The 12,796-nt window shown below is 34.6% G+C and carries 15 protein-coding genes; 6 read left to right on the forward strand and 9 right to left on the reverse strand.

From position 1 onward, the window contains the following. The first annotated feature begins 15 nt into the window (after positions 1-15). The gene (locus tag IIF7_RS15590; protein ID WP_084842633.1) at positions 16-639 is read left to right on the forward strand and encodes a DUF1684 domain-containing protein; all 624 of its coding nucleotides are present in this window, start codon (positions 16-18) and stop codon (positions 637-639) included. 93 nt (positions 640-732) lie between these two features. Here the strand turns inward: IIF7_RS15590 and IIF7_RS15595 are convergent, their stop codons facing one another. From IIF7_RS15595 to IIF7_RS15620, 6 genes are all read right to left on the reverse strand, one after another. Beyond that, entirely contained in the window at positions 733-1,818 is a 1,086-nt protein-coding gene (locus IIF7_RS15595; protein WP_084842634.1) for a porin, read from the reverse strand. Positions 1,819-1,975: 157 nt separating this feature from the next. Further along, positions 1,976-3,190: an ammonium transporter gene (locus tag IIF7_RS15600; RefSeq protein ID WP_084842635.1), complete on the reverse strand. Its 1,215-nt coding sequence runs from the start codon at positions 3,188-3,190 to the stop codon at positions 1,976-1,978. 29 nt (positions 3,191-3,219) lie between these two features. Next, positions 3,220-3,558 (reverse strand): P-II family nitrogen regulator, encoded by a 339-nt coding sequence (locus IIF7_RS15605; protein WP_084842636.1) that lies wholly within the window; start codon positions 3,556-3,558, stop codon positions 3,220-3,222. 173 nt (positions 3,559-3,731) lie between these two features. After that, positions 3,732-3,902 (reverse strand): fluoride efflux transporter FluC, encoded by a 171-nt coding sequence (locus IIF7_RS21235; RefSeq protein WP_386274540.1) that lies wholly within the window; start codon positions 3,900-3,902, stop codon positions 3,732-3,734. A 206-nt stretch (positions 3,903-4,108) separates the two neighbouring features. Then, entirely contained in the window at positions 4,109-5,143 is a 1,035-nt protein-coding gene (locus IIF7_RS15615; protein WP_084842637.1) for an SRPBCC family protein, read from the reverse strand. Between the two features lie 50 nt (positions 5,144-5,193). After that, on the reverse strand, positions 5,194-5,379 hold the full coding sequence (locus IIF7_RS15620) for a hypothetical protein (RefSeq protein WP_084842638.1): 186 nt from the start codon (positions 5,377-5,379) through the stop codon (positions 5,194-5,196). A gap of 45 nt (positions 5,380-5,424) precedes the next feature. Between IIF7_RS15620 and IIF7_RS15625 the strand changes: the two genes are divergently transcribed. Beyond that, positions 5,425-5,811 (forward strand): pyrophosphohydrolase domain-containing protein, encoded by a 387-nt coding sequence (locus IIF7_RS15625; RefSeq protein WP_084842639.1) that lies wholly within the window; start codon positions 5,425-5,427, stop codon positions 5,809-5,811. A gap of 1 nt (position 5,812) precedes the next feature. On the opposite strand, the gene IIF7_RS15630 is transcribed toward IIF7_RS15625, so the two are convergent. Continuing rightward, complete coding sequence (locus IIF7_RS15630) at positions 5,813-7,681, reverse strand: BamA/TamA family outer membrane protein (RefSeq protein WP_139801345.1); 1,869 nt, start codon at positions 7,679-7,681, stop codon at positions 5,813-5,815. Positions 7,682-7,927: 246 nt separating this feature from the next. Next, complete coding sequence (locus IIF7_RS15635; protein WP_084842641.1) at positions 7,928-8,995, reverse strand: branched-chain amino acid aminotransferase; 1,068 nt, start codon at positions 8,993-8,995, stop codon at positions 7,928-7,930. Between the two features lie 106 nt (positions 8,996-9,101). Between IIF7_RS15635 and IIF7_RS15640 the strand changes: the two genes are divergently transcribed. From IIF7_RS15640 to IIF7_RS15650, 3 genes are all read left to right on the forward strand, one after another. Next, on the forward strand, positions 9,102-9,626 hold the full coding sequence (locus IIF7_RS15640) for a DUF4920 domain-containing protein (RefSeq protein WP_084842642.1): 525 nt from the start codon (positions 9,102-9,104) through the stop codon (positions 9,624-9,626). A 3-nt stretch (positions 9,627-9,629) separates the two neighbouring features. Continuing rightward, the gene (mnmD, locus tag IIF7_RS15645) at positions 9,630-10,301 is read left to right on the forward strand and encodes a tRNA (5-methylaminomethyl-2-thiouridine)(34)-methyltransferase MnmD (protein WP_084842643.1); all 672 of its coding nucleotides are present in this window, start codon (positions 9,630-9,632) and stop codon (positions 10,299-10,301) included. Between the two features lie 72 nt (positions 10,302-10,373). Then, positions 10,374-11,276 carry a TIGR01777 family oxidoreductase gene (locus IIF7_RS15650; protein WP_084842644.1) on the forward strand — a complete coding sequence of 301 codons (903 nt, stop codon included), beginning with the start codon at positions 10,374-10,376 and terminating at the stop codon, positions 11,274-11,276. Positions 11,277-11,347: 71 nt separating this feature from the next. Here IIF7_RS15650 and IIF7_RS15655 read toward each other — a convergent pair whose 3' ends face one another. Next, the gene (locus IIF7_RS15655) at positions 11,348-12,022 is read right to left on the reverse strand and encodes a YceI family protein (RefSeq protein ID WP_176218977.1); all 675 of its coding nucleotides are present in this window, start codon (positions 12,020-12,022) and stop codon (positions 11,348-11,350) included. Positions 12,023-12,190: 168 nt separating this feature from the next. Here IIF7_RS15655 and grpE point away from each other — a divergent pair, with 168 nt between their 5' ends. Beyond that, entirely contained in the window at positions 12,191-12,778 is a 588-nt protein-coding gene (gene grpE / locus IIF7_RS15660) for a nucleotide exchange factor GrpE (protein WP_084842646.1), read from the forward strand. Positions 12,779-12,796: the final 18 nt, after the last annotated feature.

Consider the following 12,796-nt stretch of genomic DNA (forward strand, 5'->3'; position numbering starts at 1 on the left):
GATTAAAAATCACCTATGAAAACATACATTTTTAGTTTTATATTTTTAGTATTTTCTTATTTCAGTTTTGGGCAAAATACTGCGGAAAGTCAACTTGAGAATGCAAAGAAATTTCAGGAACATCTAAACGAAGAATATAAAGATCCGGAAGAATCTCCATTATCTGAACAGGAAAGACTGGCCTTTACGGCACATAATTTTTTCGAGATTGATACCGCTTTTATCGTAGATGCTGAATTTGTAAGAACACCTTACGAAACTACATTTAGAATGCAAACATCTTCAGACAGGCAGCCAATATATGTGAAATATGCTGATCTTTATTTTACGCTGAAAGGCAAAAAAATGAAATTGGCCGTTTACCAAAGTCAGTCTTTAAAAAATGATCCTGAATATTACGATTATCTGTTTTTACCTTTTACAGATCTTACCAATGGAAAAAGTACTTATGGAGGAGGAAGATATATAGATTTAAGGATTCCTGAGGAAGATGTAAAAAATATAACTTTAGATTTTAATCAGGCCTATAATCCATATTGTGCTTATAGCGGAGGATATTCCTGTCCTGTTCCTCCTGCTGAAAATAACCTTAATTTGGCCATAACAGCAGGAGTAAAAGCTTATACTAATAAGCACTAGACAGGTGCATAATAAGAATTTGAGAATATAAGGAGATAGGTTTATTATGCATTTAATTAAAAAATTGGTTAGCTAGTTGTCGATTTTTGATTGTTAGAATGAATAAATCGCTGCAACTAAAAATGATGATAAATTATCCTGCATCATAAGATCTGAATCTACAAAAGGCGCTTCACCATCTACGCTATCTAATCTTAATTCAGGTTTAAGCATAAAGTTTCCATAAGTATAGCTACCTGTTAAAGTGAAAGCAGTGGTATTGGTGTCTGCACCATATACTAGCCCACCATCTGATAACTCATTAAAGTATTCAGCTCTTAATCCAATAGCAAAGCTATCTGAAGTGTTTAATTGAGGATATATAGCAGCGCCAGCAAATCCAGTACCATCTGTAGTTTGGTATGTACCATTAAATCCTAAATAGAAGGTATCGCTAAGATCCCATCCTGTTGTTAGATCAACCTGAAATAAAGCATCATCAGATAGCGACTGCTCTCCGTAAATTAAATTCAGATAAGCACTACCAGCATCATTAGAATATCCTAATTGCCCACCAAAGGTATATTTACCAATAGGATTAAATTCGGTATAATCTGTCGGGTTCATAACAGCTAACATGGCACTCCAGTTTTCATCTATGGTAAAATCTGCCTTTAAACCTGTATGAGAAAATGGTCCATAGGAAAACATATAAGAAGTAGAGTAGTTAAAGTTAGCAGCCGGAGAAATAACCTCGTAACCAAGGAAAGTATTAAAATTACCAAAGGTTAATCTTACATTATCGCTAAGGTTATAGTAAACGTACAATTGGTTTACAATCGCAGCAGAACCAGTTGATAAGAATACGGCATCTTCGCCGCGAGGACCAAAAACAAGATCGGCCACAAAACCTACTTTATCACCTTCGTATCCCATAATTACATTGGCCATACCTATGGCGAATCCCGGGTCGTTGGCAAAAGAAGTTCTTGGTGCCGCAGCATCATAAATTGGATCTCCGTTTGTATCGTATTCCGTTTTATTTAATCCATTAAAATTGGTTCTGAAATAAGCATCTACAGTTCCTGAGATACTAAAAGGACTTTCACTTTCTTCTTGTGCCTGAAGGTCTATATTTAATAAGGCTATTATAGAAAATACTAGAAAAAGTCGGATATTTGCAAAAGTGAATTTTAACATGTTTACATGATTTAATTTGTTCGACAAAAAATGAGTTAATAGTAAGCAGTAAGAAAAATTCATAATATTAGGAGCACTCCGCCAAGTGCTCCTTTTTTATTTTTCAGACTGTAATAGTAAACGTGTGTGTTTGTTATGTTTTGATTTTGGAGAGCTATTATTTATCTCTTCCAAATTCAGGATAAGAATCGATACCGTGTTCGTGAATATCTAATCCTTCTAATTCTTCTTTTTCGGTAACTCTTAATCCCATCACAGCTTTAAGAATAGAAAGTAGGATAAATGTTGTGATCATTGCCCATCCGCCAATGGAAACCACACCAATAGCCTGTACTCCCAGCTGTCCAAATCCGCCTCCGTATAGAAGTCCGCCATCAGTAGCAAAAACTCCTACAAGTAAAGTACCAACGGCACCAACAACACCGTGTACAGAGATAGCTCCAACAGGGTCGTCGATTTTAAGTACTTTATCTACAAATTCAATAGAGAAGACAACTACGATACCAGAAACAATACCAATAATAAATGCACCCATAGGATCTACTGCAGCACATCCTGCGGTAATACCAACAAGACCAGCCAAAGCACCGTTAAGGGTCATTGAAATATCAGCTTTTCCGTATCTAATCCAGGTAAGGAACAATGCAACTACAGCACCCGCTGCCGCAGCAAGGTTTGTTGTAATTACAATACCGGCAACATTATTAGCACTATCACCAGATATTGCTAATTCAGATCCCGGGTTAAATCCAAACCATCCTAACCAAAGGATAAATACCCCAAGTGCGCCATAAAGCATGTTGTGACCAGGAAGAGCGTTCGATTTTCCATCGGTATATTTACCAATACGAGGACCTACTAATGCGGCAGCAACTAATGCAGCCCATCCACCAACAGAGTGAACAACAGTAGAACCTGCAAAATCGATAAATCCTAAGCTGGTTAACCAACCATCTCCCTGCCATACCCAGTGACCTGAGATTGGATAAATAACAGTTGTCATTAATAAAGAGAAGATTAAATAGGTAGAGAATTTTGTTCTTTCAGCTACCGCTCCAGACACAATAGTTGCAGCAGTTGCACAAAATACGGTTTGGAAGAATAAGTTATGCATGTCGTCACGAACATCATAAAATAAGCTTGGTGTTCCTATAAAACTACCAATAGAATCTCCATACATAATAGTATACCCAATAGCCCAAAAAGCTAAAGAACCTACAGAAAGGTCCATGAGGTTTTTCATGATAATATTTGAGGTGTTTTTAGCCCGTGTAAAACCGACTTCAACTAGTGTAAATCCTGCTTGCATAAAGAACACCAGTATCCCACAAACTACAATCCACATTAAATCTAATACAGCATCTGTTTCCATAATAATTTCGTTATTTCAATGTTAGTTAATTATTTTAGGGAGTCTGTCCCTTTTTCTTTAGTACGTATACGGTAAGCTTCGTCGATTGTAGAAACGAATATTTTACCATCGCCAACAGAACCTGTGTAGGCAGATTCTAAGAGGGCACTTACAGTTTTGTCCAGGAATTCATCTGAAACGATAATAGACAACTTACGCCTTTGAATATCTGTGGTGCTGTAAGACACCCCGCGATAAACATGGCCTTGTTTTTCGTTCCCGACACCTGTAACATCCCAGTACGTAAAAAAGACAACCTCAGAGCTGTGCAAGGCTTTTTTTACTTCGTCAAATTTTGACTTTCTGATAATAGCTTCAATTTTCTTCATAAGAATTTCAGGTTTAGTGATTTAAAAGTATTAAAAATTCTTAAATAAAGTTAAAAAAGTAGGGGTTAAGCCTAAAGAAATGTGAATATAGGAAAATTACCCCCTTCTTGTTATGGGGTAAATAATTAAAAAGTGAAATTTGAACTTTTCAGTAGAAACTTTTTAAATGCTAATTAGGCTATTTTAGAAACATATAGCCCTATGGCCGCAGCGATAATTCCTAAAACCAAACTTCCGAAGGCATAAATGGCAAAATTGTAGTAATCGCCAGATTTCAAAAGTACTTGATTTTCAAAAGAAAAGGTGGTGGGTGAAGTGAATCCTTCACAAAAACCAGTTGCCAACTTAAGATTAGTGGAACTGTTAATAGTATTGTTTTTTATGGTTAAGCAAAGTTAAGCTACTATAAAACTTCCTAGAGTAATTGCGGTAAATGTGCACCAAGGCAAATGCTTCCCTTACTATTTAATGCTTTGTTAATTAAGTAAGGGCAAGTACTACCTAAACCTCCACCAAGAAATACTAAAATATTACTTTTAAAGATTCAATTTTAATTTACGGGAATGTAGATATTGGTTATCCAGTTTGCAGGATTAGGTGTTTCTTCAGGTTTATTTAAGTAAACTTCAAAAGGTTTTGTTGTTTCATTAACTTCAAGTCCGTTTTCTTCAATATATTCATAAGCTTTATTCCAGGCTTCTTCAAGATTTTTGTAGTTTCCTTTTAAAACAGCTTTAAGCACTTTTTGGTTTGGCATATTTCCATTTAAAACATTGGCATCCATAGGGGTAATAACTTCACTTGGTGTAAAGTAACCTGCAGAGAAAATTGCAGTTCCGCCAGATTGATCCCAATCATTATATAGCACAAAAGGATTGCCTATTCTTTCAATATTTTGAGCTTCCATAAAATTAGCTACCTCTGTGATCATAGGCTGCATTTTTTCTGTAACCTGGCTAATTTTACTTGCTGTAGTGGTGTACATAAAATAACCGCCACCGTGATTTACAACTCCATCTACACTAATACTGTATTCGTTCATTTTATTAGTGATAACGTCCTGCATCTTCCTAAGTCCTTTTTCAAATTTAGGGCGCATAATTTCTTGAAGTGATTCTTCAGATAAAAGAAAGGAAAGTTTTTCTTTAAAACTTTGTTTTCCTTCCATACCCCAGGTCACTTTTGTCTGGTTGTTTTCTAAAGCTTCAAACGTCCAGTACATTTTACTACTTGCGTTCGTGAAGGTGTGTGGAAGAGTGATTTTTTGTATGACTTGGGAAAAAGGTTGTGTTTCTAAAGTAGTGATTTTAGTGTCTCCAATTTCACTGCTTTCCCAGTAATAAACAGCTCCTTCTCCTTGTAAAGTATCCCCGTAGCTTATAATTAAGTCATCTGAATCCTGGTTCCAAGGATCCCAATATTCCCAATTTTGAAGATTATTAACTTCTTTAAATACGATTTCCTGAGGCGCATTAAAAACTTTAGATTCTTCAAATTTATAATCACCATCTTTGGTTGCTACATAAATAGAACCACCAATAAGTACAATAAGAATTAAAAAAAGTAAATATTTAAAAATCTTCATGGGCTTACGTAATCACTATTATCGCTAAGATAATAAAATAGAAAAAGCTTTTATTTTAAATATACCTTAATTACAAATAATAAAAGAATAAAGGCGATAAAACCTACTAAAACATAAATACTGTTCTTATAATATTTGCGATGTAGGTTTAAATCCTTTCTATACATAAAAATCATTACGATGATAAAGGCCACTAAAAAAAGTCCTGCAAATACCCACTGTCCTGTGCTAAACATTTTGTCTATTTTTATGCAAATTTAAACGAATAAGCGAAGAAAGTAATGAAAAAAAGAATCGATGCGGTTACGCAATTTCATAATGCATTTGGATTAGGAGTTAGTGAGCAGCCACTGGCAAGTTTAGGGGATGCAAAAAATAAACTGCGGTTTGAATTAATGAAAGAAGAAAACGAGGAATATCTTGAAGCAGCCCAAAATAATGACCTTGTGGAAGTTGCTGATGCTTTGGGAGATATGCTTTATATTTTATGCGGAACAATTATAGAACATGGAATGCAGCATAAAATTGAAGAGGTTTTCGACGAAATTCAGCGTAGTAATATGAGTAAATTGGGAGCCGATGGAAAGCCAATTTATAGAGAAGATGGTAAAGTATTAAAAGGCCCTAATTACTTTAAACCTAATATTAGAGAAATTTTAGATAAATAATTTATCGATATTCTAAGATATGCGGAGGCTCGTAGCGATAATTTTCTAATGTAAATTGGTTATCTGTATTTACATTAAAATCTAATACGTTGCGACCTCTTCCCGGCATATTAGGAAAGATAGCAAAGGATAATCTAATATTATCAAAAACAAAGTAATCGTTACTAATTATTAATCCGAAACCAAATTTAGTATAAAGATCATTGCTGAAAAATGGCTTTGGCGCTTCCCCAATAAATCCAAGATCAAAATTAATAAACGGACTCATCCTAAAACCCAGCCAACTAAATGGAACATAAGATTGTGTTTGAAAATTGAATACAAATTTCCTGGTTCCAAAGACTTCGTGCGTATCAAAGCCATAAATTCCATCTTCATCATTTAAGGTTATTCGGTCTCTAATAAAATCCTTCCTATTAATTCCAACTACGATATTAGATTTTACAAATTGTCTAAAAAACCAACTTCCAAGCCTAAAAATCGGTGAAAAATAGGTGTTTTCTAATCTAAAAAGTGATTGCCTTGCTTCATTTTTTAAAAAGTAACTTCCGTAGCCAAGATTAGTGGCCAGGTAACCAAAATTTTTAATATAATCTGTATACGTTAAATCGATCCCCAGATAAAAATAATTTTGATTACCAGAATTTCGTTGAATTCCGGAGTTTATAATGTAGCTATGTCCTAGTGCAATATCTTCAATGTCTCCATTTCTAAAAATATAGCGGTCTCTGGTATAATTAATATTTCTAACCCCTACAGAACCCAACAAAACGTTAGTGTTGGAAAAATATGCTACAGAATCTATGTTTTCACCCGGGCGGTCTAAATAATCTCTTTTCGTATATCTACCGGCAATAATAAGGTTGGTAGGTAGTTTTTTTTCAGAATTTTTATTGGCAATGGGTATGGCATAACCACCCCAAACATTAAAATCCCTGTATTTTAAAGGTTCATAAAGTAAAGTATCTAAGTCTTCGTGATAAATATGCTCGTCATAAAGTGTTTCTCTAATACTTATCTGGCCTGCCCAGCGAGCGTATGGAGAATAAAACTCTCTATCGATACTTGCAAAATTCTCGTAAGTATCAGCAACATCTAAATCTCTTAAGAATTCGGCATTAATATAGGTATTGAATAAATTTTGTGCGCGATAACCAATCGTGTAACCAGTTCCTATTTCATCCTGATAGCCTTGTTTGTAAGCTAATGTGGTGCGATGCCCTAACCCAAAACTGTTATATTCCCGTAATCTTAATTCGCCTTTACGGCTGGATACACTACCATCTGCAGAAATACTCCAACTATCCAATACATAAACATATAAGTCTACAGCATTGGGATCACCTTCAACATCGGTTGGTCGTATTAAAGTTCTTCTTATATAATTTTGTGCCCTAAGTACACGCTCAGATTCTAAAACTTCTAAGGAGTCCATTTTAGAATTTTCTTTAACCAGTAAAAAGCCCTTAACAGTAAATTCTTTAGTGCGGGCATGTAAAACATTTCCTATTTTCTGAATTTTTTGCGTAGGTTTTACAGTGGTATCCTTTTCGCTATATCCAAAAGGATCTAAAGAAGTGATGTGAATTTTACGGATAGTTTTTCCCTGATATTTAGAGAAATCTCGTTGTAATTGATCTTCTATCTTTTTAGTGGCAGTTTTAGCGTCTGCCGGGTTTACAGGATCGAACATTAAATCGTACAGCATTCTTGTGAACTTGCTGTTTTTTGTTTTTTCCTGAAGTTGTTTGTAGAAATCACGATCCTTTTCCATTTGTAAAGAATCTCTAACAGGAAATCGCTGTAAGCTGTCGTTTTGAGCAGATACTGAAAAACAGAAAAATAATAATATAATGATACTGTATCTCAACTCAGTTTCTTTTACTCGATATTGTACGTTTTGGATGCTTATTTTTTTCCGAAGCTCCTCTAAAAAGAAATAAACATTTTAAGATTCTTACCTTTTAGCTATTGTTTTGGATATTTTGCCTGAGGTAAACAAACTTATGTAATTTTTTTCTACAGAAATATTTAGCCTTTGTTAAAAGAAGAACGATTTATAAAACAAAAAATGCGCTGATCTTCAGCGCATTTTTATATAATTATAAAGAGGTTTTTATTTAACCTCGTGTCTCCAGCCAAATTTATCTTCTGCCTGGTTATATTGAATTTTTAATAATCGATCTTTAAAAGATTTTGAGTATGAATCTTCGATTGTTGGCAATTCGTATTTCTCACCTTTATAACCAAATCCAAGAATTGGGGTAACAACTGTAGCTGTACCAGATCCAAAAATTTCTTTAAGTTCACCAGCCTTTACAGCTTCGATAATTTCAGAAACTGTAATTCTTCTAATTTCAACATCGATGTTGGCGTCTTCTGCAAGATCTATAATACTTTTTCTGGTAATACCATCAAGAATTCTATCACTTGTTGGGGCAGTAACCAATTTGTCTCCAATTCTAAAGAAAACGTTCATAGTACCCGCTTCCTCAAGGTATTCGTGTGTATTGGCATCTGTCCAGATAATTTGTTGATATCCTTCGTTTTTAGCGATATCTGTAGGGAAAAATTGTGCCCCATAATTTCCGGCAGCTTTAGCATATCCCACACCACCATCTGCAGCACGACTATAATCTTCAGATATTTTAACTCTAACTTCTCCGCTATAGTAAGATTGCGCAGGAGAACATAAGATCATAAATTTATATTCTGTAGAAGGAGATGCAGAGACACCAGCTTCAGTAGCAATTACAAAAGGACGAATATACATAGAGTTTCCAAAACCTTTTTGGATCCACTCACTATCTAATTTTAGTAATTCCTCTAGACCATTAAAAAAGTGACCTTTAGGAAATTCAGGAATAGCAAGACGTTTGCTAGACTTATTAATACGTTCAAAGTTTTGTTCTGGTCTAAAAAGCCATACTTTATCATCATCGTCTTTATAAGCTTTCATTCCTTCGAAAACTGCCTGCCCATAATGAAATACTTTTGCAGATGGGTACATTTCTAAAGGTCCGTAAGGAACAATTTCAGGAGTTTGCCAGGAACCATCCTTGTAATCACAAACCATCATGTGGTCTGTATAGACTTTCCCAAAGGTAAGATTGCTAAAATCTACACTAGATAATTTAGAAGAAGATGCTTTTGTGATTTTTACTTTCGTCGCGATGTTTTCCATTTTGTGTTATTTAAGAGCTTCAAATTTACCGAAATAAAAGTAAATTTAAAATCTAAAGTTTTGGTATTTTTGAGCATATTCAAGCAACAACCAATATAAATTAAAGATGAAAAAAATTATGTACGCTGCCTTACTTTGCGCTGCAATGGTAAGCTGTAAAAATTCCGAAGAAACAAAAGAAGAAGAAACAGTAATTACTGAAGAAACCGAAACTGCTAATAAAGATTTAGCTTATGCCTCTTTCGGAGAAGAAATTACTGCGGCAGGTGCTTTAGATGCGGCAACTATTGCTGAACGTTACGAAAGCCTAAAGCCTGGCGATACGATTTCTACCAGTTTCGTGTCTACGGTAAATTCGGTTTGTAAAATGAAGGGATGCTGGATGAATTTAGAAATTCCTGGCGACGAAGATGTAAGTGTGAAATTTAAAGATTATGGATTTTTTGTGCCTAAAGACATCGAAGGAAAAGAAGTAGTGGTTGAAGGGAAGGCTTTTCTTAAAGAAGTATCTGTAGAAGATCAAAAACATTTTGCTGAGGATGCAGGGAAATCTGAAGAAGAAATTGCCGCAATTACAGAACCTAAACAGGAATTGGCGTTTTTGGCCAATGGTGTACTTTTAAAACAATAATATTTGGAACGAAAAATCATTAAAACCGGTGACGGTTCGGCGACCATTCATTTGCCAGAGTGGGATGAACAATACCATTCTAAGCATGGTGCTTTACAGGAAGCAATGCATGTCTTTATAAAAATGGGGTTGGATTTTACAATTGCTGAATTTGATAAATCTAAACTTTCTATCCTGGAAATAGGATTTGGAACCGGTTTAAATGCTTTACTTACCGCTTTCTACGGAAGTACTATTAAAATTGAGTATACCGGTGTTGAAGCTTATCCTGTAAAACCTGAAGAATTAGTGTTTTTGGATTATGCTTCAGTTTTACCCGATTTTGATACTGCAGCTAATGTTTTTAATAAAATGCATCAGGTAGATTGGGAAAAATCTTCGGCTATAACTTCTAATTTCAGTTTAAAAAAGCAGGAGAAAACATTTCAGGAAATTCAGGACCAAGATACTTTCGATCTTATATACTTTGATGCCTTTGGTGCACGGGTTCAGCCAGAATTATGGACAGAAGAGATCTTTCTAAAAATGTATAATTCGTTAAAATTAAATGGCGTTTTAGTGACCTATGCAGCAAAAGGAAGTGTAAGAAGAGCGATGCAGGCGGTAGGATTTAGCGTAGAAAGATTACCTGGCCCGCCGGGAAAAAGAGAAATGTTAAGAGCCGTTAAAAAATAGGTTCTATAGCTGTTAAACCTCGCTAAAAAAATTACCTAAAAGCGACATTAGCACTATCTTCAAAAGAAAAAAATGCGGGTACTAATTACTGGAGCGACCGGACTTATTGGGTCAAAAATTTCAGCATTATGCCACGAAAAGGGCATAGATGTAAATTATCTTACTACGAGCAAAGATAAAATTCAGCATAAAGATCATTATCGCGGGTTTTTATGGGATCCGCAAAATAAGGAAATCGATACGCGGGCGATAGAAAATGTAGATGCGATTATTAATCTTGTTGGGGCAAGCATTGCACAACGCTGGACGAGTGAGAATAAAAGAAAAATTATAGATAGCCGGGTAGAAAGTACCAATTTGCTATTTGATACGTTATCCAAAAACGAACACCAGGTAAAGCATATTGTTTCGGCCAGCGCCATTGGTGTTTATCCCAGTTCTTTACAAAAGCTTTATTTTGAAGAAGAAGAACAGGTGGACGATTCTTTTGTAGGAAAAGTTGTGGTGAAATGGGAAAGTGCCGTAAACAATTTTAAAGATTTAGGGCTAAAAGTTTCGAAAATCAGGATAGGATTAGTGATGGCTGAAAATGGTGGTATGCTAGAAAAATTGAAAGAGCCGGTAAATTTTAATATTGGTGCACCTTTAGGAAATGGTCAACAATGGCAAAGTTGGATTCATATTAAAGATCTTACACAAATTTTCCTTTTTATTTTAGAAAAACAACTTGCAGGGACTTTTAATGGTGTTGCACCAAATCCTGTAACCAATAAAGAAATGACTAAAGAGGTTGCCAAACAACTGGATAAACCGCTATGGTTACCTAACGTTCCTAAATTTGTGCTTAAAGCTGCTTTTGGTGAAATGTCGACACTTTTATTGTCCAGCCAGTTAGTAAGCAGTAAAAAAATAGAAGAGCAAGGGTATCATTTTGAGTATGTTCATTTACAACCTACTTTAGAGGATTTGTTGTAATTCAACGAAAAAAATCTGTAAATAAAAAAGCCGGCAATTTTGCCGGCTTTTTTGTATTCATTAAAAAGAAATTAAGCTTTTTTAGTTGCTTTAATATCTAATTTTAAAGTGATATCATCGTAGATAAAGTTATCTCCTAAACTATCAAACACAGATTTAGAACCATAGTTTACATTCCAGTCTGTACGATCGATAGTAAATTCTTCACTAGAAATTTCGTATCCATCTTCAGTTTGGTTTATAGAAACTGGGAAAGAGATATTTTTAGTTTCTTCTTTAATAGTAAGATTTCCTTCTAACATAGTTTCACCTTCAGTTTCAGAAATTCCTGTTACTTCAAAAGTAGCTTCTGGAAACTCGTTTACATTAAAGAAATCTCCTTCTTTACCTTCTACAGTTCCCATTAAGTGAGCTTCAAGATTTGCTTTTTGATCACCTTCTAGATCTGTAACTTCGATAGATTTCATATCGATAGTAAAGTTTCCACTTTCAATAACACTGTCATTTGCCATAAAAGTACCTTCAGTAACTTTAATAGTACCACTGTGCTCTCCTGCTGGTTTTTTACCAATCCAGCTAATAGTAGAAGCTGTAGTATCTACAACATACTCCATAGATTCAGCAGTTGCTTCAGCCACTTCTTTAGCATCTTCAGCTTCACTTTCGTGACCGTTATTATTTTTACAACTACCTAATCCTACGATAAGGCTTAACGCCATAAATCCTTTTAAAATGTTTTTTTTCATCTTGTTGAAATTTAGTTTTTTTGCAATTTGGTTGAAGAGCAAAAGTAATATGAAATAAAATTTTTTGTACTAAAAATTTATTAAAAAATATCGGTGACATTTTGACACAACACCAGGCTTGGCAATAAATTTGACTATAAATAAGCATCAAAAAATTGATATATAAAAATGACAAAGAAAGCTAACGATAAAGAACAAAATTCTGTTAAGGATCAGGTAGAAGAGAATATCGATAAAGCAATCGATGAGGTAGAGAACGAGAAAGCTGAAATGCCTGAGAATAAGGAACAAGCAGAAGAGGAGGTTTCTGAAAGTGATAAATTAAAAGAAGACCTTCAAAAAGAGAAAGATAAATTTTTACGTCTTTTTGCTGAATTTGAAAATTTTAAAAAGCGAACTTCTAAAGAGCGCTTAGAGTTATTTAAAACTGCCAACCAGGAAGTTATGCTTGCTATGTTGCCAGTTTTGGATGATTTTGACAGGGCTTTGGTGGAAATTAATAAAACCGAAGATAAAAACCTTTTAAAAGGTGTAGAGCTTATCCATAATAAGTTTAGAGAAACACTTAAAAATAAAGGTTTAGAGCCTGTAGAAGTTGAAAGTGGAGATACTTTTGATGCCGATATTCACGAGGCTATCACACAAATTCCTGCTCCTAATGACGATCTTAAAGGTAAGATTGTTGATGTTATAGAGCGAGGATATAAATTAGGAGAACGTATTATTCGTTATCCAAAGGTTGTTACCGGAAAGTAAAGTAAGGATTACAACTTT

The organism is Zunongwangia atlantica 22II14-10F7, assembly GCF_002094855.1.
Lineage (GTDB): Bacteria > Bacteroidota > Bacteroidia > Flavobacteriales > Flavobacteriaceae > Zunongwangia > Zunongwangia atlantica.